The following is a 19,816-nucleotide window of genomic DNA, read 5'->3' on the forward strand; positions in this document are numbered from 1 at the left end:
CTCACACCATCGCCACTCCATTGATGAGCGACGCAACCACCGAACAGGAGCCGACGACCACCGAGGCCGGCACTTCATGGGCGGAGAGCGAAGCTGGCACCAACTTCACCGAGCGCTACGGCGAGATCCTCTCCAAGGTCAACCAGACCCTGGATCAGGTGGACTGGTCCCAGGTCAGCCGCATCGGCAAGGGCGTCGGCATCCTGCTGGCGGTGATCGTGGCCCAGGTGCTGATCAAAGGGGTGCTCGACACCATCAATCTGCTGCCGGTGGTGCCAGGCCTGCTGGAACTGCTCGGTCTGGTGGTGGTCGGCCAGTGGAGCTGGAAGAACCTCAGCACCAGTGAGAAACGCGCCGGCGTGGTGTCCCAGTTCCAGACCCTGCGTCAGGAATACCTGGGCTGAAGCGCCCGCACCCGCCAGCAGGCCCAGGCTCAGGCCACCAGTTCGGCGATCAGGGCCTGGGCCTGTCTCCAGTAGCCCCCGCCAAACAAATTGGCATGGTTGAGCAGGTGGTAGAGGTCGTAGAGCTTGCGCCGCTGCGGATGGCCCGCGGGTCTGGGCCATTCCTGCTCGTAGCCGCTGAAGAAGGCTGGCGGAAAGCCAGCGAACATCTGGGCCATGGCCAGATCCACTTCCCTGTCCCCCAGATAGACGGCGGGATCGAACAAGGCCACCACGGCTGAGCCCGGCGAGCTTGAGCTGGGGGCCACCCGGGCGGCATTGCCTGCCCAGAGATCGCCGTGCACCAGGCAGGGAACAGCCCCGTGGCCATCGAGCCAGGCCGGCGTGAGCTCCAGCAGCCTCTGGCGTCCCCTCAACACCCGGCCCGAGTGCTCGGCCAGCTTCAGCTGTGGGCCCAGGCGCTGTTCGGCGAAAAACTGTCCCCAGCTGGGGCACCAGGAATTGGGCTGCAGGGTGCTGCCGATGTAGTTGTCGTGCGCCCAACCGAAGCCGGCGGAGCCGGTGGCGGCACTGGAGGCGGCGCTGCGCCGGTGCAACCGTGCCAGCGCCGCCCCGGCGGCGGCCCAGGCCAGCTGAGCCGCCGTGCCTGACCCGGATCCACCAGGGTCCAGATCCAACCAATCGATCACCAGCAGGGCCTGGGAACCCGCCAGGGCGCAGTGCAAGGGCCTGGGCACCCGCAGGTCGGAGTCGGCGGCCGCGGCCAGGGCCCGCAGACCCTCCATCTCCGCCTCCAGCACGGGCAGGAGACGTCCCTGGTTCGTTTTGGCAAACAGCCGCCCGCCGCCGCTCAGCTCCACGGCCCAGGCGCTGTGACTGCAGCCGCCACCCACGGGCCGGCAGCGCACCACCCCCTGGCCGAGGGTCTCCTCCAGCCAACCCACCCAGGCGTCGCGCATCACCGGCCTTGCCACCCCTGCCAGCATGCCGGCCGCCCCTGCCGCCTGCGCTTGGCTGTCAGCCCCTGCCCCAGCGATTCAGTGCAGCACGACGTCACCGTCATCGGCGGGGGCATCGCCGGGCTGAGCGCCGCCGCGCTGCTGGCCCACGCAGGCCTCTCGGTGCAGCTGCTGGAGGCCCACAGCCAGACGGGGGGGTGCGCCGGCACCTTTCGCCGTGGCGCCTATGTCTTCGATGTGGGGGCCACCCAGGTGGCGGGGCTGGAGCCCGGCGGCATCCACGAGCGGCTGTTCCGCCATCTGGGGGTCGAGGCGCCGGCGGCCAGCCCGCTCGATCCGGGCTGCGTGGTGGATCTCTGCGATGGCCATCCGCCCGTGCAGCTGTGGCGGGATCCCGAGCGCTGGCGCCAGGAACGGCAGCGGCAGTTTCCCGGCAGTGAGCGCTTCTGGACTCTCTGCGCCGCCCTGCACGGGGCCAACTGGTCGTTCGCGGGGCGTGATCCGGTGCTGCCGCCCCGCACCCCCTGGGACATGGGGCAGTTGCTCGGGGCCCTGAGACCCGCCAATCTCGTCAGTGGTGCCCTGGTGCTCGCCAGCGTGGCTGACCTGCTGCGCCTCAGCGGCTGCAGCGACGATCGCCGCCTGCGGCGCTTCCTGGATCTGCAGCTGCGCCTCTACTCCCAGGAACCAGCCGGGGGGACCGCTGCCCTCTATGGCGCCAGCGTGCTGTCGATGGCCCAGGCGCCCCTGGGCCTCTGGCACCTGCAGGGCTCAATGCAGGCCCTGAGTGCAAGGCTCGAAACTGCCCTGGCCACCCAGGGCGGCCAGCTTCTCTTGCGCCACCGGGCAACAAGCCTGCAGCAGACGAAGGCGAAGGGCTGGTGTGTGCGGGGCCAAGGGCCCGGCGGGCGACCCTTCACCAGCCTCAGCCGTGATCTGGTGGTAACCCTGCCCCCCCAGCTCCTGGCTGATCTGCTGGGGGAGGCGATGCCCAGGGCCTACGGCAAGCGCATCGGCGGCTTCCCCGACCCCAGCGGAGCCCTGGTGTTTTATGGCGCCGTGGAGCGGGCCCTGCTGCCGGTGGAGTGTCCGGCCCATCTGCAGATCGACTGGAGTGACCCCGGTTCGCTGTTTGTGTCGGTGAGCCGCGAGGGGGATGGGCGGGCACCGGCGGGGCAGGCCACGGTGATCGCCAGCGTGTTCACCCCGGCGCGCCCCTGGCTGGAACTGGAGAAAGGGGCCTATGCCCTGGCCAAGGCTGAGGCCATGGCCCGGATCCAGGCCGGCCTGGAGCAGAAGCTGGGGCTCGCCGCCACGGCCTGGCGCCATCGGGAACTGGCTACGCCACGGGGGTTTGCCCGCTGGACGGGGCGACCCTTCGGCTTCGTGGGCGGGCTGGGGCAACACCCCTCCCGCTTCGGGCCCTTCGGCCTGGCCAGTCGCACCCCCCTGCCTGGGCTCTGGCTCTGCGGCGACAGCATCCACCCGGGCGAGGGCACGGCGGGGGTGAGCCTGTCGGCGTTGATGGCCTGCAAACAGCTGCTACAGGCGCGGGGCAGCAGCCTGGCCCTGGCCTAGGCCAGGGGTCAGAGAAACTCCGGCCGCAGGGCCTGGCAGCCCTCCAGTTCCCGAGCCAGCCCTTCCCAGTCGTGCTGCTCCAGCAGGCCCTCAAGGCCGTCGAGGGCCTGGCGGTAGTGCCCCAGCGCCTCGGCCACGGCGGCGCTGTTGCTCCACGCCATCAGGGTGCCCAGCTCCGGATTGCCGCCGCCCACCCGGGTGGTGTCGGCGAAGCCGCTGGAGGCCAGGGCGCGCACCAGTGCCGGCAGCGCCGAGTGGGGCGCCGCCGCCGCTGCGCCCCGCTCGGCCGCCCGCAGCAGGGCGGCGCTCACCAGCACCGGCAGGTGGGAGATCAGGGCCACGGCCCTGTCGTGATCAGGTGCGGCGCACTCCAGCCACTGGGCTCCGAGGGCGCCCGCCAGGGCGCGCACCTGCTCCAGGGCTGCGGGGTCGGTGTGGTCGCTGGGGGTGGCCACCCAGGGGCGGCCGCGGAACAGGTTCGCCAGGCCCGCCTCCACCCCGGCCGCGCTGGTGCCAGCCATGGGATGGCTGGCCACGAAGCGGGGAACGAGGGGCTCCCAGACCGCCAACACCGGCGCTTTCACCGAGGCCAGATCCCCTATCACCGCCCCCTTGGGCAGGGCTGCCAGCAGCTCCGGTGGGGGCTCCAGCAGCCGATCGAGCGGCAAGGCCAGCAACACCAGCCCGCAACCCCTGAGCACCACAGGATCCGTGCTCACCTGAGTGGCCAGACCCCGCTGAAGGGCCCGCTCCGCCGTGGCCTCGCGGTGCACCAGAGCGCGCACATCAACGCCAAGGGCCATCAGATCAAGGCCGATCGAGCCGCCGATCAGGCCCAGGCCCACCACCCCCACCGGTCGCTCTCGCCAGAGAGTTGTCATCGCTGGTACGGCCCACGGGCCCCACCTTCCTACGATTCCGCGATGTTGGAAGCCCGCGCCCACCAGCAGCTCAAGCAACTCCTGCGCCAGGAGGGCGGCATCCGCTGGCCGCACCACCTGACCATGAGCCGGCTGGTGGCGCGCAGTCTGCGGCGCTCTGACCACACCCTGGTGCGCCTGGCGCCGGGCAGCGACCCCGACTGGCTGGTGGGCCTGCTGGTGCCCCTGGCCCTGGGGGATGCTTCGATCGCCCTGGTGCTGAGCGATCCCCTGCGCCGGCGCCTGCAGCAGGTGGAGATACCCAGGCTGAAGGCCGTGGGCCTGCAACTGCCCTGCTGGGAAGGATCCACCGGAGCCCCCGCCGAGGCCCCCCTCTGGCTGCTTAATCACGCGGAGCTGGAGCTGGCCTGGCGCCAGGGCCAGCTGGGGGAGCGGCAACTCGTCATTCCGGAGGCCGAGCGGCTGCACCAGCAGTTGCGCCAGGCCCTCGATCGTCCGATCAAGAACGGCGACTGGGAGCGGCTGCGCCGGGTGCTGCCCAGCGCTGAACCAAGCCTGCTGGTCCTGCATGAGCGCATGAGCCGGAGAATCTTCGCCCATCCCCCCACCCCCTCGGGACTGGTGCCGATCAGTCCCGAGGAGGAAGCCCCTCTGCGGCACCTGCTGGCGCTGCTCGGCCCTCTGCCGGAGGTCTGGCAGCTCTGGCGGTCAGCCGTTGGAGCTGGCTGGACCAGCTGGGCCAGCGTTGACAGGGCGCTGCTGCAGTGGCGCCTTCACCGCCAGCCCCTGGAGCCCCTTGAGGCCATGGAGGGGCTGCTGGAGCACCGCGGCGCTGTGCTGGTGGGCCAGTTCGGGCGCAGCGCCGCCCTGGCAGGCATCCACCCGCAGGTGAGCGTGAACCTCTCGGATCCGCCCCTCTCCGATCCGATGCCCCTGTATGCGCCCCTGGGCCAGCCCTTCCCCAACAGCCCGCACTTCGGCACCCATCTGCTCGATCACTGCCGGCGGCTCGTGCTGGGCCAGAGCGGTCTGACGATCGTGCTGGTGGATGAACACTCCCAGCGGCTCAGCCTCGCCAGCGCCCTGGCGGCGGAGTTCGGCCGCCGGGTGGGCCATGAAACCACCGCACCTGAGAGCAATGGGGTGATCTGCTGCGGCTGGCAATGGTGGCTGGAACACCAGGGTCGACTGCCGCTGCCGCACCAGGTGATCGTCGGTCCGCTGCCGATCGCCAGCCTCGAAGACCCGCTCACGGCAGCCCGGGTCAACCGGCTGCGCCAGGCCGGCCGTGACTGGTTCCGGGAGCTGCTGCTGCCGGAGGCCATGACCCGTCTCCAGCTGGCGCTGGCGGGGCTGCGCCGGAGCGGAGGGCGGCTGGCGGTGCTGGACGGACGCCTGCGCAGCCGCAGCTGGGGGCAGCAGGTGCTCAGTGCCCTGGAGCCATGGGTGGCCCTGAACAGGTTGCTGCCGCTCTGACACCTGAGCGGATCCAGCCGTCGAAGTGGAGCCCGTAGCCTGGTGGCCGAAAGGACGTTGCCAGGAAGCATGGGAGAGGCCAAACGCCGATCGGAACAGGGATTGCCGCCGCGTGGGCCGCAGAAGCAAGCCGGATCGGCCAAAGCCAAGGACACCTCCCCACGGCTGGTCCCCTGGCTGCCGTTGACCCGCCGCCAGGCCGACCGCTTCGTTCAGGTCTCCACCCAGGGGGCCTGGGTGGGCATTGCGGCCCTGGTGCTGCTATGGATCACGGTGCGTTTCGTCGGACCGGCCGCCGGCTGGTGGACCCTCTCGGATTGATCGGGCTCGGATTGATCGGGTGCGCCTTTGCCCACACCGGCCCCAGCCCACAGCAGAAAATGGAAGAAAATCTTAGGATCACTGGAAATCCTGAGCTGGCCGATGTTCCCCCGCCTCGCTGAGCAGTACCGCTCCGTGGTGCTGGACCTGGTGATGAGCTTGCAGGCCCTGGCCAACAGCTTGCAGCGCAAAGGCCTAGCGGCCACCTGCTACGTCTGCGGTGATGGCCGCGATGGCCATGGGGCATCGTTTGTGGCCGACCTGGGGGATGCCCACATGGTGCGCTTTCTCGTCTCCGACTTCGGCATCAGCTGGGTGGAATCACGCCACGGCTGCGAACTGGTGAAACTCGAAGGGGCCGAGGCGATCCAGGAGCTACAACGGGTCGCCACCGTTCTGCAACAGGCTCCAGCGCCCACCCCAACTGCTGCCAAGCCCAGGCAAGAGCCCCAGGCCAGCAGGCTTGAGGCTCCCCTGAGCTGAGCTCAGCTGGCGGCAGGCTCCAGGGAGTCTGAACCGGACTCCAGCGCTGATTCGCTGGAGTCCGGTTCAGCAGGGGCCGATGCAGCTGAGCTGGCGGCCAGCTTGGCGGCCGCCGCTGCCAATGGCTTGAGCGAATTGGCGGTCACATCAGCGCCTTCGGTGAGCCTGCGGCGAACCTCGGCCTCGATCAGCTCCTTCTGCTCAGGGTTCTGCTCCAGCCAGGTGATGGTGTTGTCGCGGCCCTGGCCGATGTTGTCGCCGCCGTAGCTGTACCAGGCGCCCTTACGGATCACCACACCGGTTTCCTCGGCCAGATCGATCACACAGCCCAGGGTGCTGATGCCACGGCCAAAGAGGATGTCGAACTCAGCGATGCGGAACGGTGGCGCCACCTTGTTCTTCGCCACCTTCACCTTGGCGCGGATGCCGTATTCCTCGGTGCCGCGCTTGAGGGTCTGAATGCGGCGGATGTCGAGCCGCACCGAGGCATAGAACTTGAGGGCGTTGCCGCCGGTGGTGGTTTCAGGGTTGCCGTAGGTGACACCGATCTTCTGGCGCAGCTGGTTGAGGAAGATCACCGTGCAGCCCGACTTGCCGATGTTGCCGGTGATCTTGCGCATCGCCTGGCTCATCAGCCGCGCCTGGCTGCCCACCGCCAGGTCCCCCATCTCCCCCTCGATCTCGGCGCGGGGCGTCAGGGCCGCCACGGAGTCGACCACAACGATGTCGACCGCGGCGGAGCGCACCAGCTGATCAACGATCTCCAGGGCCATTTCACCCGTGTCGGGCTGGGAGACCAGCAGGTTCTCCACATCGACCCCCAGGGCCGCGGCATAGACCGGGTCGAGCGCATGCTCGGCATCCACGAAGGCGGCCACCCCACCGCGGCGCTGGGCTTCGGCGATGGCATGGAGGGTGAGGGTGGTCTTGCCGGAACTCTCCGGCCCGTAGACCTCCACCACCCGGCCCTTGGGATAGCCACCGCCCAGGGCCAGATCGAGGGTGAGGGCACCCGTGGGCATCGTTTCCACCCGCATCCGGGAGGCATCTCCCAGGCGCATGATCGAGCCCTTGCCGAAGTTGCGCTCGATCTGGCCGAGCACCAGGTTGAGAGCCTTGTCGCGCTCAGCCGCCCCGGCCGCCGTCGCTGCGCTCGAGGAGCGGGGCTGGGCAGCCCTGAGGTCAGTGCTCTTGTGGTCGGCAGGCATGGTCAGAAGAGAATGAAGGAACGGACCGGAAAGGGACGGACCCTGGGGGCCTGTCGCCGTGCGGCCTCACAGCTAGAGGTGCCACCAAAGCCGCTGGTTGTATCAAGGAGGTGGCGAACCAGCGGCAGCGCCCCTGGCGCCGGACAACTTTAAATTAGTACAGGCGTACGCTAGCGGATCAGGGCCACGCCGCCAAGGGGGCCGCGAAGGCCGCCGGCTCCAGCAGCGCCAGGCCCTCGGGCAGGTCGATCAGATCGCTGGGGGACAGATACCCCCAGCTCACCAGGAAGCAACGCACCGCCTCCAGCCCGGCGGTGGCCCGCACCGCCTCCAGCGTGGGTCGGCGGTCCTCGATGAACCAGAGCGGTCGCCGCAGCGCGCACAGGCGCAGCAGCACCTCGGGCTTGGTCCCATCCTCATGGCCGAAGGTCTGCAGGGGGGCGAGGCCCTGGGCAGCCAGCAGCTCCCGGGCGAAGGCCCCGCCCTTGGTGGTGAGCACGGCCCAGTCGGCCCCCTCCTGGGCCAGAGCCCGCAGCCGTTGCGGCACGCCGGGGTAGGGGCGGTGCAGGGCCAGCCAGTGGGGGCGATCGGCGGCAATGGCCTGGCGGCGCACCGCCTCAAGGCTGGCCTGCAGGATCTCGGGGCTCCAGCCCCAGTGGGCCAGGGCCGGAGCCAGAGCCTGGCCGTAGGCCGCCCCAGGGGCCGTGAGGTCGAAGGTGCCACGGGCCAGCTCAGCGGCCACCAGCACCATCTCCCAGCCCTTGTGGATCAGCGGGCGCAACCGGACAAAGGCGGCGGGCGCCTGCTCAGGAAGCCTCAGATCCGGCCGCAGACTCAGGGCCGCCTTGCGGGCCGCCCACCAATACTCCGCCATGCCATCGACGAGCACGCCATCGAAGTCGAACACCAGCAATGGGCTGGGGGTCACGCAGGGATCTCTCAAAACTGGGCCGCTAGGATTCGAACCTAGGAATGGCGGGACCAAAACCCGCTGCCTTACCACTTGGCGACGGCCCAAAGCTCCAGTGGCGGCTTTCCAATCCAGGCGATCCAGGCGGGTGGATCAGGGTTGGTCGGGCGCTTGACCGGTTGCCTTGTTAGTTACCCACAGCGGGCCGTCCTTCGTCAATCTCTGGGGGCCGGTGGCGAAGCCGCTGCCTCTGGGCGCACCGAGTCAGGGGGGAAAGACCCGCAGCCGCTGCAGCTCGCCACTGCCGAATTCAGCGCAGCGCAGGCCGTACCCGTTCACTTGATCGGCCTGGATGCGGCGCACCGGTGCGCTGCGGGGCAGCAGCTCCACCGGCCGGCCCTGGGGAAGCACCACCTGCTCCACCGCCAGCCGGCATTCCTCCATGGCGCCATGGGCATCGTCAGGGGCGCCGGCAAGGCCCATGGCCGCTGCCGACCCATCGCCATCACCGGCACGGCGGCGCAGAAGCCGCTCCACACCCCGCTGGATCTGGGGAAGGGTGTCAGCCTTGATCACCAGGATCGGCACATGCCGTTCCAGGGCCTGGCTGCGCACCTGCGGTTCGCGGCCCAGTTGCTGGCGCAGGCTCAGCACCGCGTCGGCCTCCTCCAGCTGGCTGGCGCGCTGCACGGGCAGCTGGCGGCTGCGCACCACCTGCTCCAGCAGCTGGGGACTGACCCCGCAGCAGTAGAGGCGCAGGGGCGGGGCCACGGGCGCGGGGGCTGCAGGGCGGCGATGGGGCGGGAGCAGCTCCGGATCAGGCAGGGGCACCGGCGCCAGGGCCGGGCGGCCGGCAGCGGCCACAAGCCCGCGGCGGGGCATCCGCGGCGAGGGCGGATCGGGCTCGGGATCGTTGAGGCGCAACAGGCCATCGCTGCCCAGCTCGCGGACCTGGGGGCGCACCGGCTGTCCCCGCAGCTGCTGATCGACGGTGCGGGCCACATCACGGTGCACCAGCCAGCGACTGCGGCTGTGCATCTCCACCGCCAGGGGGAAGGTGGGGTCGGCGCAGCGCTCCAGCACTGTTTTCTGGCAGCCGCGCCGGCGGGCCTCCTCATCTCCGAGGGTGACCGACTGAATGCCGCCGATCAGGTCGGCCAGGGTGGGGTTCTTGATCAGATTGGCCAGCTCGTTGCCGTGGGCCGTGGCCACCAGCATCACGCCGCGCTCGGCAATGGTGCGGGCCGCCTGGGCCTCGAGTTCGGTGCCGATCTCGTCGATCACGATCACCTCGGGCATGTGGTTCTCCACCGCCTCGATCATCACCTGATGCTGCAGCTCAGGCCGCGCCACCTGCATGCGCCGGGCCCGGCCGATGGCGGGATGGGGGATGTCGCCATCGCCGGCGATCTCATTGCTGGTATCGATCACCACCACCCGCCGCTCCAGGTCGTCGGCCAGCACCCGGGCGATCTCGCGCAGGGCCGTGGTCTTGCCCACACCCGGACGGCCCATCAGCAGCAGCGACTGGCCACTATCCAGCAGGTCGCGCACCATCTCCACCGTGCCGAAAACCGCCCGGCCCACCCGACAGGTGAGCCCCACCACCTCCCCGCCGCGGTTGCGGATCGCACTGATGCGGTGCAGTGTGCGCTCGATGCCGGCCCGGTTGTCGCCACCGAAGGACCCCAGCCGCCCCACCACCGCCGCCAGATCGGAGCGCTCGATCGGTCGCTGATCCAGCAGCAGGGCGCGCCCCGGATAGCGGGCTTCCGGGGCGCGCCCCAGGTCGAGCACCACCTCCAGCAACTGATCACGGCTGAAGGGACTCGCCAGCGCCTCACAGACGCGCTCGGGAAGCACCTCCAGCAGGCGGTCGAGATCGTCGGTGATCCGCTGGGGGCTGATCGGCCAGGAGGCCGCGGCCAGGGGTACAACACGTGGACTGGTCATGGACACGGTCCCTCTGCTTCGACGTTCTAGCCATCGGCGGCCAGCCAGGGCGAGACCAGCTGCTGGGCCAGCGTCAGGGCCTGGGGCCAGAGGGAAGGTTCATCGAGCAGGCGCCGGCCGCGGCGCTCCGCCTCCAGCACCAGCGGGGCCAGCAGCCGGCGGGCCAGCCCGCCGAATGCCACACCGGCGGCGACGCGGCGGGCGGACTGGGGGCCGCCGCTGCGCTGGCGCAGCAGCGCCAGGCTGCGGCCGTTGGTGCCACCGGCGAGTTGCAGGGGTCCCGGCGGCGCCAGCTGGCGCAGCGCCAGCAGAAGATTCACGGCGGCATGGGCCGTACCATCGCCCACGTCGCCACTCATCGGTCGGCCATCGAGTTGCCAGAGGGGCAGAAAGCGATGGCGGCGAAGCAACGCGAACCGCTGCCAGAGCTCGCTGGCCAGCTCCCTCGGACCGACTCCGGGGTGGGGGCTGGCGGCGCCAGCGCCCGCCTCAAGGCCACAACTCACCGCCAGGCGCCGCAAGGGCAGGCCCGAGGCCGCCACCTGCTCTAGCCGTCGGGCGAAGGCCTCCCCCCGGCCCAGGCTGGTGTGAATCTCCACCGCATCCGGGCGCAGCCGGGCCAGGAGCTCCGGCACGGTGGTGGCATCAAGCCCATGGCTCCGGGCCTCGATCAGTCCGAGGGGGCAGGCGGGCAAGCAGCGGCCACAGCCGTAGCAGCGCTCCCTGCTCACGCCGGCCCCGGCCGGGATCGCCTCGGCAGGGCAGACGCGGGCGCAGGGTCTGGGGCAGTCGGGCGGGCAGCGGCTGGGGTCGAACCAAGCCTTGCGGAAATGGGGATCCTCGCCGTCGCTGAGGCTGAGCATCAGCCAGGGGGTACTCAGCTGGGGCCGCTGCTCACTGGCCCAGCTGAGGCCACGGCGGGCGGCGGCCACCACCGCGTCGTCGGCCGCCACGTCGATGCAGTGGACTCCGGCGAGGGCGTAGAGGCCGCAGAGATCTTCGATGGCAGCAAGATCCTGGTTGCTGGCCCCGCAGATCAACTTGACCCAGCGCCCGCAGGCCAGGGCCTGCTCAGGCGGCAAGCATCGGCTCCAGGGGCTTCCAGCGCAGGCTGCGGGAGCCGCCCAACTCCGCCACGATCTTGAGCCGGGGCTCGCGCCTCGTGAGCGCGCAGAGCGACTGCAGCTCCGCCGAGGAGAGCACCTGGGCCTCCAGCAGCCACAGCACCATCGGCTTGGCGCCCTCCAGCAGGGCCCCCAGCTGGGGCATCACCCGTTGCACCTCACCCACGGCGGCCCCACGGCCAACGCTGTGGTGGCCGAGGTGGGGCGGGCGAACCCCGTGGCTCTGGAACAGGAAGACCTCCGGATCACCCAGTCCCCGGGCCGAGGTGATCTGGGCGGCATAGCCGGCCGCCCGCAGACGACGCAGCAGCCGGGTTTCCGCGCCGCCCTCCAGGGGGGCGTAGAGGGCCAGGGCACCGGCCTTCTCCAGGTCCTGACGGAAGCGACGGCCAGAGAGCAGCAGAGGCATGGGGCAGCGCAGAACTGGTTTGGAGAGTCTGGCAGGGAGTGGATGGAGTAGGTGGAGCCCATGGGGTAAGGTATTTGCTTGTGCATCTGATCTGCGCCCGACCGCTAGCCGGGCCTCCAGAGCTGTGCACGGGATCGTCGCTGGCGACGGTCTCTTCTGGCCAGTGCGGCCAGGCTTGCCGGCTGTAAAGCCGCGCAACGCCTCAGCCGCCGGGATACTGCCGCCCTGCCCAGCAGGCGCGGACAAGTCCCAGCCAACTGTCTCGCTAACCGCTAGCCCACCCGCAATCGCCTGGAAGGTTCGTCCTCCCTGTGGTTCCGGAGCCAGTTTTCTGGCCCAGCGCGTCTGCACGATTCAGTCCCGAGTGGTTCGCCCCAGTGCGCGCCACTGTCCCGCTGGCGTTTCTCCCTCCTATGTCCTTCGGCATCCTTGGGAAGAAACTGGGCATGTCTCAGTTCTTCGACCCAAACGGCAAATCCATCCCGGTCACCGTGATCGAGGCGGGCCCCTGCCGCATTACCCAACTCAAAACTCCAGCCACCGACGGCTACAGCGCCGCTCAGATCGGTTTTGGCGAGATCCGCGAGAAGCTCGTCAACAAGCCTGCGGCCGGTCACCTGGCCAAATCGGGCGACGAACTTCTGCGCCACCTGCAGGAATACCGGCTCGAGTCCCTTGACGGCCTTGAGCTCGGCGCCTCCATCACTGTCGAAGCCTTCGAGGCCGGACAGAAAGTGGATGTCAGTGGCGACACGGTCGGCCGGGGCTTCTCCGGCTACCAGAAGCGCCATGGCTTCAGCCGCGGTCCCATGAGCCACGGCTCCAAGAACCACCGCCAACCTGGTTCCACCGGTGCCGGCACCACGCCGGGCCGCGTCTATCCGGGCAAGCGCATGGCGGGCCGCTACGGCGGCAAGCAGATCACCACCCGCGGCCTGACCATCCTCAAGGTGGATCATGAGCGCAACCTGTTGGTGGTGAAGGGTTCGGTGCCCGGCAAGCCCGGTGCCCTGCTCAGCATCCGCCCCGCCCTGCGGGTCGGCGCCAAGGCCGCGAACTGAGGAGAAATGTGATGGTGAATTGTGTTGTTCGCGATTGGCAGGGCAAGGCGGCCGGTGAGGCCACCCTTGACCTGAAGGTCGCCAAGAAATCCTCCGCCGCCGACCTGGTGCACAGGGCGGTGGTCAGGCAGCTGGCCAATGCCCGACAGGGCACCGCCTGCACCCTCACCCGGGCCGAGGTCCGTGGTGGCGGTCGGAAGCCCTACAAGCAGAAAGGCACGGGCCGGGCTCGGCAGGGTTCGATCCGCACCCCGCTGCGCCCCGGTGGTGGTGTGATCTTCGGGCCCAAGCCCCGCAGCTACACCCTGGCGATGAACCGCAAGGAACGTCGTCTGGCCCTGCGCACGGCCCTGATCAGCCGCTCCGCCGACATCTTGGTGGTCAAGGGCTTCGCCACTGATCTTGAGGTTCCCAAGACCAAGGAGATCGTGGCGGCCCTGGAGCGCTGGGAGGTGCCGGCGGGCAGCAAGGTGCTGCTGGTGCTTGATGCACCAACCGACGTGGTGCGCCGCTCGGTGCGCAACCTCGAAAAGGTGAAGCTGATCGCCGCTGATCAGCTCAATGTGTTCGACCTGCTCCACGCCAATGTGCTGGTGTTGAGCGAAGAGGCACTGGCGAAGATTCAGGAGATCTACGGCGATGACTGAACGTTTCAATGGCCGGCTCGCGGATGTGATCCGCAAGCCGCTGATCACCGAAAAAGCCACCCGTGCCCTGGAACTCAACCAGTACACGTTCGAGGTGGATCCGCGGGCGGCGAAGCCCGACATCAAGGCTGCCGTCGAACATCTCTTCGACGTGCATGTGGTTGGGGTGAGCACCATGAATCCACCCCGCCGCAGCCGGCGGGTCGGCCGCTTCGCCGGCAAGCGCGCTCAGGTGAAGAAAGCCGTGGTGCGTCTTGCCCCTGGCGATGCCATCCAGTTGTTCCCAGAGGCCTGAGGGGTCTGAATCGTTATGGCAATCCGCAACTACCGCCCCTACACCCCCGGCACCCGCGGCCGCTCCTCCAGCGACTTCAGCGAGGTGACCGAGCGCCGTCCCGAGCGCACGCTGGTGGTGGCCAAACACCGCAAGAAAGGTCGTAACAACCGCGGTGTGATCACCTGCCGCCACCGCGGCGGTGGCCACAAGCGCCTCTACCGCCTCGTCGACTTCCGCCGCGACAAGGTCGGCGTGGCTGCCCGGGTGGCCGCCATCCACTACGACCCCCACCGCAATGCGCGGCTGGCACTGCTCTTCTACACCGACGGCGAAAAGCGCTACATCCTGGCTCCGGCTGGAATCTCGGTGGGCCAGAGCGTCGTCTCCGGGCCCGAGGCCCCGATTGAAGTGGGCAATGCCCTGCCGCTGTCGGCCATTCCCCTGGGCTCCAGCGTTCACAACGTCGAGCTCTACGCCGGTCGTGGCGGCCAGATGGTGCGCACAGCCGGTGCCAGTGCCCAGGTGATGGCCAAAGAAGGCGACTACGTCGCCCTCAAGCTGCCCTCCACCGAGGTGCGTCTGGTGCGTCGTGAATGCTTCGCCACCCTCGGGGAAGTGGGCAACGCCGAAGTGCGCAACACCAGCCTTGGCAAAGCCGGCCGCACCCGCTGGCTCGGACGCCGTCCTCAGGTGCGCGGCAGTGTGATGAACCCCTGCGATCACCCCCATGGTGGTGGTGAAGGCCGGGCTCCCATCGGCCGCTCCGGTCCTGTCACCCCCTGGGGCAAGCCTGCCCTAGGCCTGAAAACCCGCAAACGCAACAAGCCCAGCAATCGGTTTGTGCTGCGGAAGCGTCGCCGCACCTCCAAGCGGAGCCGTGGCGGACGGGATTCCTGATGCTCAACACCGCACTGCTGTCTGCCTGATTCGTTATGGGACGTTCACTCAAAAAAGGCCCCTTCGTCGCCGATCATCTGCTGCGCAAGATCGAAGCGCAGAACAGCGCTGGTGACAAGACCGTGATCAAGACCTGGTCACGGGCCTCCACCATCCTGCCGATGATGATCGGCCACACCATTGCCGTACACAACGGCAAAAGCCATGTGCCGGTCTACGTGACCGAGCAGATGGTGGGCCACAAGCTGGGGGAATTCGCCCCCACCCGCACCTTCCGGGGCCACATCAAAGACAAAAAAGGTGCCCGTTAAGGAGCGAATCACCATGGCCAACACCACCACCCCCAGCCAAGAAGCCCGCGCACACGGCCGCTACATCCGCGGTTCCGTCTCCAAGGTGCGTCGGGTGCTCGATCAGATCCGCGGCCGCACCTACCGCGAGGCTCTGATCCTGCTCGAGTTCATGCCCTACCGCTCCACCGGACCGATCACCAAGGTGCTTCGCTCCGCCGTGGCCAACGCCGAGCACAACATGGGGCTCGATCCCGCCTCGCTCGTGATCAGCACCGCCAGCGCCGACATGGGTCCGTCCCTGAAGCGCTTCCGGCCACGGGCCCAGGGCCGTGCCTACGCCATCAAAAAGCAAACCTGCCACATCAGCATTGCTGTTGTGGCCCCTTCCGCCTGACCCCCGAGGACACCGCCCGATGGGACACAAGATCCATCCAACCGGCCTGCGCCTGGGGATCACCCAGGAACACCGCTCCCGTTGGTACGCCCCCAGCAAGACCTATCCGACCCTCCTCCAGGAGGACGATCGGATCCGCTGCTTCATCAACAAGAAGTACGCCTCCGCCGGCATCAGCGATGTGCTGATCGCCCGCAAGGCCGACCAGCTGGAGGTCGAGCTCAAGACGGCCCGCCCCGGTGTGCTGGTGGGACGCCAGGGCAGCGGCATCGAGGAGCTGCGCGCCGGCATCCAGAAAACCGTCGGTGATCGCAACCGCCAGGTACGCATCAACGTGGTGGAAGTGGAGAGGGTCGACGCCGACGCCTTCCTGCTGGCCGAGTACATCGCTCAGCAGCTGGAGAAGCGGGTGGCGTTCCGCCGGGTCATGCGCATGACCGTGCAGCGGGCCCAACGGGCCGGCGTGCTCGGCCTCAAGATCCAGGTGAGCGGACGCCTCAACGGCGCCGAAATCGCCCGGACGGAATGGACCCGGGAAGGCCGGGTTCCGCTGCACACCCTCCGCGCCGACATCGATTACGCCACCAAGGTGGCCACCACCACCTACGGGGTGCTGGGAATCAAGGTGTGGGTATTCAAAGGAGAAGTACTTCCTGGTCAACAGGAAAAACTCCCCGCTGGAGCAGCACCAAGGCGCCGCGCCAACCGGCGGCCCCAACAGTTCGAAGACCGCTCCAACGAGGAGTGAGCAGGAAGCCTGAACCATGCTGAGTCCACGTCGCGTCAAATTCCGCAAACAGCAGCGAGGCCGCATGTGCGGTGTCGCCAGCCGGGGCAACACCATTGCCTTCGGCCAGTTTGCTCTGCAGGCCCAGGAGTGCGGGTGGATCACCTCCCGCCAGATTGAGGCCAGCCGCCGGGCCATGACCCGCCACGTCAAGCGAGGCGGGAAGATCTGGATCCGGATCTTCCCCGACAAGCCCGTCACCATGCGCCCCGCCGAAACCCGAATGGGTTCTGGTAAGGGCAACCCCGAGTTCTGGGTGGCCGTGGTCAAGCCAGGTCGCATTCTTTTTGAAATGGGCGGTGCCGAAATCACCGAAACCATTGCCAAGGAGGCTATGCGCCTGGCCCAGTACAAGCTGCCCATCAAGACCAAGTTCCTGGCCCTTGACGAGCAGGCGAGCGCGGTCGAACCGGAGACCACCGTTCCTGTGGAGTCCTGAACCCATGGCCCGTCCTGACATCGCCGAGGTGCGCAAGCTCACCGACGCCGAAATCAACGAACAGATCACCGGTTGCCGCCGCGATCTCTTTGATCTGCGCTTCCAGCAGGCCACCCGCCGCCTGGAGCATCCCCACCGCTTCAAGGAGAGCCGCATCAAGCTGGCCCACCTGCTGACGGTGCAGAAGGAGCGTCAGAGCTCCGCCCCCTCCGCCTCCTGATCCCCCCCACACCATCCATGGCACTCAAGGAAAGGGTCGGCGTCGTCGTCAGCGACAAGATGGACAAAACGGTGGTTGTCGCGGTTGAAAACCGCTTCCCCCATCCCATCTACCAGAAGACCGTCAGCCGCACCACCCGTTACAAAGCCCACGACGAGGACAACCGTTGTCGCGTGGGTGATCGGGTCCGCATCACCGAAACCCGTCCCCTCAGCCGCACCAAGCGCTGGGCCGTCGCCGAGGTTTTCACCACATCCGGCGCGAGCTGAGGAGACCACACCATGATTCAGCAGGAAACTTTCCTCAACGTCGCGGATAACAGCGGGGCCAAACGCATCCAGTGCATTCGTGTGCTGGGCACCAACCGTCGCTATGCCCACGTGGGTGATGTGATCGTGGCGACCGTCAAGGACGCCATGCCCAACATGGGTGTCAAGAAATCGGATGTGGTCAAGGCCGTGGTCGTTCGCACCAGGGCCACCCTGCGCCGCGACACCGGCAATGCGATCCGCTTCGACGACAACGCCGCCGTGATCCTGGGCACCGACAACAACCCCAAAGGCACCAGGGTGTTCGGACCCGTGGCCCGGGAGCTGCGGGAACGCAACTTCACCAAAATCGTGTCACTCGCCCCGGAGGTGATCTGAAATGGCCACAGCCACCCCAAAAGCCCGGCCCGTCCAACGGGTCAAGATGCGCATCCGCAAGGGTGACACCGTCAAGGTGATTGCCGGCAAGGACAGGGGCAAGACCGGTGAGGTCCTGCGCACCCTTCCCGACCTGAACCGTGTGGTCGTGCAGGGCATCAACCTGCGCACCCGTCACATGAAACCCACCCAGGAGGGTGAGTCCGGCCGAATTCTCACCGAGGAGGCCTCCATCCACGCCTCCAACGTGATGGTGTTCTCCACCGTCAACAACGTTCCCAGCCGGGTGGAGCTCGTCGTCGAAGCCGACGGCACCAAGAAGCGTCGCCTCAAGAAGACGGGTGAACTTCTTGCCTGAGGGCAAGGACGACCGCTGCCACCGTTGAACGCCAACCCGTCCGCTTTCTGACAACGCCCAGAAGCGCATTCCCCCATCCCCGCCATGTCACTCAAACAGCGCTATCGGGAGACGATCCAGCCCAAGTTGCTCAAGGATCTCACTCTCTCGAACATCCATGAAGTCCCCAAGGTGATGAAGGTCACCGTCAACAGGGGACTTGGCGAAGCCGCCCAGAACGCCAAGGCCCTTGAGGCCTCGATCAGCGAGCTGGCCACGATCACTGGACAGAAGGTGGTGGTGACGCGCGCCAAGAAAGCCATCGCCGGCTTCAAGATTCGCCAGGGCATGCCGATCGGCGTGGTCGTCACCCTGCGGGGTGACCGTATGTATGCCTTCCTGGAGCGCCTGATCAACCTGGCCCTGCCACGCATCCGCGACTTTCGCGGGGTCAGCCCCAAGAGCTTTGACGGCCGTGGCAACTACACCCTGGGGGTGCGGGAGCAGATTATCTTCCCCGAAATCTCCTACGACAAGATCGACGCCATCCGTGGCATGGACATCACCATCGTGACCAGCGCCCGCAACGATGAAGAGGGCCGGGCCCTCCTCCGCGAGATGGGAATGCCGTTCCGCAGCAACTGAGCTCTCCCCGGATCCCAACCATGGCCAATCACGACCCGATTTCCGACATGCTCACTCGCATCCGCAATGCGAGTGAGAAGAAGCACCAGACCACCAAGGTGCCCGCCTCACGCCTCTCCCACAGCATCGCCAAGGTGCTGCAGCATGAAGGCTTCATTGACCAGATCAGCGAAGAGGGAGAAGGCGTCGAACGCTTTCTCGTGCTTGAGCTGAAATACAGCGGCAAGCACCGCCAGCCCACCATTCGCTCCGTGCAACGGGTGAGCAAGCCTGGCCTGCGCATCTACAAAAACACCCGCCAGCTTCCCAAGGTCCTCGGTGGCCTCGGTGTGGCGATCATCTCCACCTCCAAAGGGGTGATGAGCGACCGTGACGCCCGCAAGCAGGGCGTGGGCGGTGAAGTGCTTTGCTACATCTATTGATCAGGGAGTCGATCCATGTCACGTATTGGTAAAGCGCCGATCCCCATCCCCGACAAGGTGAACGTCACCCTGTCGGGCCTTGCGGTCACGGTCAAAGGTCCCAAGGGTGAGCTCCGCCGCACCCTCCCGGACGGTGTGGCGGTCAGCCAGCAGGAAAACACCCTGGTGGTCACCCCGTCCAACGGCAGCCGCCGCTCACGGGAGCGTCACGGCCTCTGCCGCACCCTCGTCGCCAACATGGTCGAGGGGGTCAGCCAGGGCTTCACCCGCAAGCTCGAGATCATCGGCGTGGGCTACCGAGCCCAGGTCCAGGGCCGCAAGCTCGTGGTCAGCGCCGGCTATAGCCACCCCGTGGAGGTCAATCCCCCCGAGGGCGTGAGCTTCACGGTCGAAGGCACCACCCAGGTGATGGTGTCCGGCGCAGACAAGGAGCTGGTGGGCAATGAAGCCGCCAAGATCCGCGCCATTCGGCCGCCCGAGCCCTACAAGGGCAAGGGCATCAAGTACGCGGGCGAGCGCATCCTGCGCAAGGCCGGCAAGACCGGTAAGAAATGAGGCCTGCCTGAGCGTCCCCACCCTGTACTGCCATGTCCACCCTTTCCAGAAAACAGCAGACCCAGAAGCGTCACCGCCGTCTGCGTCGCCATCTCAACGGAACCTCCGACCGTCCGCGGTTGGCCGTGTTCCGCTCGAACAACCACATCTACGCCCAGGTCATCGACGACGCCGCCCAGACCACCCTCTGCGCGGCCTCGACCCTCGACAAGGATCTGCGCACAAGCCTCGAGTCCAGCGCCTCCTGTGACGCCTCCGTCGCCGTAGGTCAGCTTCTGGCCACCCGCGCCATCGCCAAGGGCATCCAGCAGGTGGTCTTCGACCGCGGTGGCAACCTGTACCACGGCCGGGTCAAGGCCCTCGCCGATGCCGCCCGGGAAGCGGGCCTTCAGTTCTGAACCGCCTCCAACCATGACCGAAACCAACGAACAGACCAGATCCAGCGACGTGCCCTCAGCGGCCGTCGGCGTGCCTGCGGCCGCTGAGGGC

The 19,816-nt window shown here is 67.9% G+C and carries 28 protein-coding genes and 1 tRNA gene; 21 read left to right on the forward strand and 8 right to left on the reverse strand.

All coding sequences use genetic code 11. The features are described from left to right. The first annotated feature begins 23 nt into the window (after positions 1 to 23). Positions 24 to 404: a CAAD domain-containing protein gene (locus KBY67_RS06365; protein ID WP_255109930.1), complete on the forward strand. Its 381-nt coding sequence runs from the start codon at positions 24 to 26 to the stop codon at positions 402 to 404. A gap of 29 nt (positions 405 to 433) precedes the next feature. On the opposite strand, the gene KBY67_RS06370 is transcribed toward KBY67_RS06365, so the two are convergent. After that, positions 434 to 1,363: a fructosamine kinase family protein gene (locus KBY67_RS06370; protein ID WP_255109932.1), complete on the reverse strand. Its 930-nt coding sequence runs from the start codon at positions 1,361 to 1,363 to the stop codon at positions 434 to 436. Between the two features lie 51 nt (positions 1,364 to 1,414). Between KBY67_RS06370 and crtD the strand changes: the two genes are divergently transcribed. Continuing rightward, the gene (gene crtD / locus KBY67_RS06375) at positions 1,415 to 2,941 is read left to right on the forward strand and encodes a C-3',4' desaturase CrtD (protein ID WP_261350597.1); all 1,527 of its coding nucleotides are present in this window, start codon (positions 1,415 to 1,417) and stop codon (positions 2,939 to 2,941) included. Positions 2,942 to 2,949: 8 nt separating this feature from the next. Here crtD and KBY67_RS06380 read toward each other — a convergent pair whose 3' ends face one another. Continuing rightward, positions 2,950 to 3,822: a prephenate/arogenate dehydrogenase gene (locus tag KBY67_RS06380; RefSeq protein ID WP_255109934.1), complete on the reverse strand. Its 873-nt coding sequence runs from the start codon at positions 3,820 to 3,822 to the stop codon at positions 2,950 to 2,952. 42 nt (positions 3,823 to 3,864) lie between these two features. On the opposite strand from KBY67_RS06380, the gene KBY67_RS06385 reads away from it, so the two are divergent. From KBY67_RS06385 to KBY67_RS06395, 3 genes are all read left to right on the forward strand, one after another. Then, the gene (locus KBY67_RS06385) at positions 3,865 to 5,298 is read left to right on the forward strand and encodes a helicase (RefSeq protein WP_255109936.1); all 1,434 of its coding nucleotides are present in this window, start codon (positions 3,865 to 3,867) and stop codon (positions 5,296 to 5,298) included. Positions 5,299 to 5,367: 69 nt separating this feature from the next. Further along, the gene (locus KBY67_RS06390; RefSeq protein ID WP_255109938.1) at positions 5,368 to 5,619 is read left to right on the forward strand and encodes a DUF2839 domain-containing protein; all 252 of its coding nucleotides are present in this window, start codon (positions 5,368 to 5,370) and stop codon (positions 5,617 to 5,619) included. Between the two features lie 102 nt (positions 5,620 to 5,721). Beyond that, the gene (locus KBY67_RS06395; RefSeq protein WP_255109939.1) at positions 5,722 to 6,102 is read left to right on the forward strand and encodes a DUF1815 family protein; all 381 of its coding nucleotides are present in this window, start codon (positions 5,722 to 5,724) and stop codon (positions 6,100 to 6,102) included. A 2-nt stretch (positions 6,103 to 6,104) separates the two neighbouring features. Here KBY67_RS06395 and recA read toward each other — a convergent pair whose 3' ends face one another. The 6 genes from recA to KBY67_RS06425 form a co-directional block, all read right to left on the reverse strand. Beyond that, entirely contained in the window at positions 6,105 to 7,310 is a 1,206-nt protein-coding gene (gene recA / locus KBY67_RS06400; RefSeq protein WP_255109941.1) for a recombinase RecA, read from the reverse strand. Positions 7,311 to 7,488: 178 nt separating this feature from the next. Then, positions 7,489 to 8,238: an HAD family hydrolase gene (locus KBY67_RS06405; protein WP_255109944.1), complete on the reverse strand. Its 750-nt coding sequence runs from the start codon at positions 8,236 to 8,238 to the stop codon at positions 7,489 to 7,491. 17 nt (positions 8,239 to 8,255) lie between these two features. Then, a tRNA-Gln gene (locus KBY67_RS06410) sits at positions 8,256 to 8,327 on the reverse strand. 157 nt (positions 8,328 to 8,484) lie between these two features. Continuing rightward, entirely contained in the window at positions 8,485 to 10,173 is a 1,689-nt protein-coding gene (locus KBY67_RS06415) for an AAA family ATPase (RefSeq protein ID WP_255109946.1), read from the reverse strand. Positions 10,174 to 10,199: 26 nt separating this feature from the next. Next, positions 10,200 to 11,255: an LdpA C-terminal domain-containing domain gene (locus KBY67_RS06420; RefSeq protein WP_255109948.1), complete on the reverse strand. Its 1,056-nt coding sequence runs from the start codon at positions 11,253 to 11,255 to the stop codon at positions 10,200 to 10,202. After that, positions 11,245 to 11,706: an NAD(P)H-quinone oxidoreductase subunit N gene (locus KBY67_RS06425; protein ID WP_255109950.1), complete on the reverse strand. Its 462-nt coding sequence runs from the start codon at positions 11,704 to 11,706 to the stop codon at positions 11,245 to 11,247. The genes KBY67_RS06420 and KBY67_RS06425 overlap by 11 nt, the downstream gene beginning before the upstream one ends. A 413-nt stretch (positions 11,707 to 12,119) precedes the next feature. Between KBY67_RS06425 and rplC the strand changes: the two genes are divergently transcribed. The 16 genes from rplC (at position 12,120) to rplR (ending at position 19,725) form a co-directional block, all read left to right on the forward strand. Then, positions 12,120 to 12,767 carry a 50S ribosomal protein L3 gene (rplC, locus tag KBY67_RS06430; protein ID WP_255109952.1) on the forward strand — a complete coding sequence of 216 codons (648 nt, stop codon included), beginning with the start codon at positions 12,120 to 12,122 and terminating at the stop codon, positions 12,765 to 12,767. A gap of 11 nt (positions 12,768 to 12,778) precedes the next feature. Further along, the gene (gene rplD, locus KBY67_RS06435) at positions 12,779 to 13,414 is read left to right on the forward strand and encodes a 50S ribosomal protein L4 (RefSeq protein ID WP_255109954.1); all 636 of its coding nucleotides are present in this window, start codon (positions 12,779 to 12,781) and stop codon (positions 13,412 to 13,414) included. After that, positions 13,407 to 13,709 (forward strand): 50S ribosomal protein L23, encoded by a 303-nt coding sequence (locus tag KBY67_RS06440; RefSeq protein WP_094555099.1) that lies wholly within the window; start codon positions 13,407 to 13,409, stop codon positions 13,707 to 13,709. The genes rplD and KBY67_RS06440 overlap by 8 nt, the downstream gene beginning before the upstream one ends. Before the next feature lie 15 nt (positions 13,710 to 13,724). Further along, positions 13,725 to 14,588: a 50S ribosomal protein L2 gene (rplB, locus tag KBY67_RS06445; RefSeq protein WP_255109956.1), complete on the forward strand. Its 864-nt coding sequence runs from the start codon at positions 13,725 to 13,727 to the stop codon at positions 14,586 to 14,588. Positions 14,589 to 14,623: 35 nt separating this feature from the next. Further along, positions 14,624 to 14,899 carry a 30S ribosomal protein S19 gene (gene rpsS, locus KBY67_RS06450; protein ID WP_185464180.1) on the forward strand — a complete coding sequence of 92 codons (276 nt, stop codon included), beginning with the start codon at positions 14,624 to 14,626 and terminating at the stop codon, positions 14,897 to 14,899. Positions 14,900 to 14,912: 13 nt separating this feature from the next. After that, positions 14,913 to 15,275: a 50S ribosomal protein L22 gene (gene rplV / locus KBY67_RS06455; RefSeq protein ID WP_255109959.1), complete on the forward strand. Its 363-nt coding sequence runs from the start codon at positions 14,913 to 14,915 to the stop codon at positions 15,273 to 15,275. 19 nt (positions 15,276 to 15,294) lie between these two features. Then, entirely contained in the window at positions 15,295 to 16,023 is a 729-nt protein-coding gene (gene rpsC, locus KBY67_RS06460) for a 30S ribosomal protein S3 (RefSeq protein WP_255109961.1), read from the forward strand. A 16-nt stretch (positions 16,024 to 16,039) separates the two neighbouring features. After that, a complete protein-coding gene (gene rplP, locus KBY67_RS06465; protein ID WP_255109963.1) occupies positions 16,040 to 16,501 on the forward strand; it encodes a 50S ribosomal protein L16 in 462 nt (153 codons plus the stop codon). A 4-nt stretch (positions 16,502 to 16,505) separates the two neighbouring features. Further along, positions 16,506 to 16,721 carry a 50S ribosomal protein L29 gene (gene rpmC, locus KBY67_RS06470; RefSeq protein ID WP_255109965.1) on the forward strand — a complete coding sequence of 72 codons (216 nt, stop codon included), beginning with the start codon at positions 16,506 to 16,508 and terminating at the stop codon, positions 16,719 to 16,721. 17 nt (positions 16,722 to 16,738) lie between these two features. Next, positions 16,739 to 16,990 (forward strand): 30S ribosomal protein S17, encoded by a 252-nt coding sequence (gene rpsQ, locus KBY67_RS06475; RefSeq protein WP_006173347.1) that lies wholly within the window; start codon positions 16,739 to 16,741, stop codon positions 16,988 to 16,990. 12 nt (positions 16,991 to 17,002) lie between these two features. After that, the gene (gene rplN, locus KBY67_RS06480) at positions 17,003 to 17,368 is read left to right on the forward strand and encodes a 50S ribosomal protein L14 (protein ID WP_255109967.1); all 366 of its coding nucleotides are present in this window, start codon (positions 17,003 to 17,005) and stop codon (positions 17,366 to 17,368) included. A 1-nt stretch (position 17,369) separates the two neighbouring features. Further along, positions 17,370 to 17,726: a 50S ribosomal protein L24 gene (gene rplX / locus KBY67_RS06485; RefSeq protein ID WP_255109969.1), complete on the forward strand. Its 357-nt coding sequence runs from the start codon at positions 17,370 to 17,372 to the stop codon at positions 17,724 to 17,726. Between the two features lie 84 nt (positions 17,727 to 17,810). Next, positions 17,811 to 18,350, forward strand: coding sequence for a 50S ribosomal protein L5 (rplE, locus tag KBY67_RS06490; RefSeq protein WP_255109971.1), 540 nt, complete (start codon positions 17,811 to 17,813; stop codon positions 18,348 to 18,350). Positions 18,351 to 18,370: 20 nt separating this feature from the next. Continuing rightward, complete coding sequence (rpsH, locus tag KBY67_RS06495; protein ID WP_255109973.1) at positions 18,371 to 18,772, forward strand: 30S ribosomal protein S8; 402 nt, start codon at positions 18,371 to 18,373, stop codon at positions 18,770 to 18,772. A 15-nt stretch (positions 18,773 to 18,787) separates the two neighbouring features. Continuing rightward, positions 18,788 to 19,327 (forward strand): 50S ribosomal protein L6, encoded by a 540-nt coding sequence (gene rplF, locus KBY67_RS06500; RefSeq protein WP_094555107.1) that lies wholly within the window; start codon positions 18,788 to 18,790, stop codon positions 19,325 to 19,327. 32 nt (positions 19,328 to 19,359) lie between these two features. Beyond that, complete coding sequence (rplR, locus tag KBY67_RS06505) at positions 19,360 to 19,725, forward strand: 50S ribosomal protein L18 (RefSeq protein WP_255109975.1); 366 nt, start codon at positions 19,360 to 19,362, stop codon at positions 19,723 to 19,725. Positions 19,726 to 19,816 lie beyond the last annotated feature (91 nt).

The sequence above is a fragment of the Synechococcus sp. RedBA-s genome (assembly GCF_024345495.1).
In the GTDB taxonomy this organism is placed as follows: domain Bacteria; phylum Cyanobacteriota; class Cyanobacteriia; order PCC-6307; family Cyanobiaceae; genus Regnicoccus_A.

What these genes read in the sequence shown, in the direction of transcription:
- KBY67_RS06365 (WP_255109930.1), top strand. Translation starts at nt 24, where the DNA reads ATGAGCGACGCAACCACCGAACAGGAGCCGACGACCACCGAGGCCGGC.
- KBY67_RS06370 (WP_255109932.1), bottom strand. Translation starts at nt 1,363, where the DNA reads ATGCGCGACGCCTGGGTGGGTTGGCTGGAGGAGACCCTCGGCCAGGGG.
- KBY67_RS06380 (WP_255109934.1), bottom strand. Translation starts at nt 3,822, where the DNA reads ATGACAACTCTCTGGCGAGAGCGACCGGTGGGGGTGGTGGGCCTGGGC.
- KBY67_RS06385 (WP_255109936.1), top strand. Translation starts at nt 3,865, where the DNA reads ATGTTGGAAGCCCGCGCCCACCAGCAGCTCAAGCAACTCCTGCGCCAG.
- KBY67_RS06390 (WP_255109938.1), top strand. Translation starts at nt 5,368, where the DNA reads ATGGGAGAGGCCAAACGCCGATCGGAACAGGGATTGCCGCCGCGTGGG.
- KBY67_RS06395 (WP_255109939.1), top strand. Translation starts at nt 5,722, where the DNA reads ATGTTCCCCCGCCTCGCTGAGCAGTACCGCTCCGTGGTGCTGGACCTG.
- recA (WP_255109941.1), bottom strand. Translation starts at nt 7,310, where the DNA reads ATGCCTGCCGACCACAAGAGCACTGACCTCAGGGCTGCCCAGCCCCGC.
- KBY67_RS06415 (WP_255109946.1), bottom strand. Translation starts at nt 10,173, where the DNA reads ATGACCAGTCCACGTGTTGTACCCCTGGCCGCGGCCTCCTGGCCGATC.
- KBY67_RS06425 (WP_255109950.1), bottom strand. Translation starts at nt 11,706, where the DNA reads ATGCCTCTGCTGCTCTCTGGCCGTCGCTTCCGTCAGGACCTGGAGAAG.
- rplC (WP_255109952.1), top strand. Translation starts at nt 12,120, where the DNA reads ATGTCCTTCGGCATCCTTGGGAAGAAACTGGGCATGTCTCAGTTCTTC.
- rplD (WP_255109954.1), top strand. Translation starts at nt 12,779, where the DNA reads ATGGTGAATTGTGTTGTTCGCGATTGGCAGGGCAAGGCGGCCGGTGAG.
- KBY67_RS06440 (WP_094555099.1), top strand. Translation starts at nt 13,407, where the DNA reads ATGACTGAACGTTTCAATGGCCGGCTCGCGGATGTGATCCGCAAGCCG.
- rplB (WP_255109956.1), top strand. Translation starts at nt 13,725, where the DNA reads ATGGCAATCCGCAACTACCGCCCCTACACCCCCGGCACCCGCGGCCGC.
- rpsS (WP_185464180.1), top strand. Translation starts at nt 14,624, where the DNA reads ATGGGACGTTCACTCAAAAAAGGCCCCTTCGTCGCCGATCATCTGCTG.
- rplV (WP_255109959.1), top strand. Translation starts at nt 14,913, where the DNA reads ATGGCCAACACCACCACCCCCAGCCAAGAAGCCCGCGCACACGGCCGC.
- rpsC (WP_255109961.1), top strand. Translation starts at nt 15,295, where the DNA reads ATGGGACACAAGATCCATCCAACCGGCCTGCGCCTGGGGATCACCCAG.
- rplP (WP_255109963.1), top strand. Translation starts at nt 16,040, where the DNA reads ATGCTGAGTCCACGTCGCGTCAAATTCCGCAAACAGCAGCGAGGCCGC.
- rpmC (WP_255109965.1), top strand. Translation starts at nt 16,506, where the DNA reads ATGGCCCGTCCTGACATCGCCGAGGTGCGCAAGCTCACCGACGCCGAA.
- rpsQ (WP_006173347.1), top strand. Translation starts at nt 16,739, where the DNA reads ATGGCACTCAAGGAAAGGGTCGGCGTCGTCGTCAGCGACAAGATGGAC.
- rplN (WP_255109967.1), top strand. Translation starts at nt 17,003, where the DNA reads ATGATTCAGCAGGAAACTTTCCTCAACGTCGCGGATAACAGCGGGGCC.
- rplX (WP_255109969.1), top strand. Translation starts at nt 17,370, where the DNA reads ATGGCCACAGCCACCCCAAAAGCCCGGCCCGTCCAACGGGTCAAGATG.
- rplE (WP_255109971.1), top strand. Translation starts at nt 17,811, where the DNA reads ATGTCACTCAAACAGCGCTATCGGGAGACGATCCAGCCCAAGTTGCTC.
- rpsH (WP_255109973.1), top strand. Translation starts at nt 18,371, where the DNA reads ATGGCCAATCACGACCCGATTTCCGACATGCTCACTCGCATCCGCAAT.
- rplF (WP_094555107.1), top strand. Translation starts at nt 18,788, where the DNA reads ATGTCACGTATTGGTAAAGCGCCGATCCCCATCCCCGACAAGGTGAAC.
- rplR (WP_255109975.1), top strand. Translation starts at nt 19,360, where the DNA reads ATGTCCACCCTTTCCAGAAAACAGCAGACCCAGAAGCGTCACCGCCGT.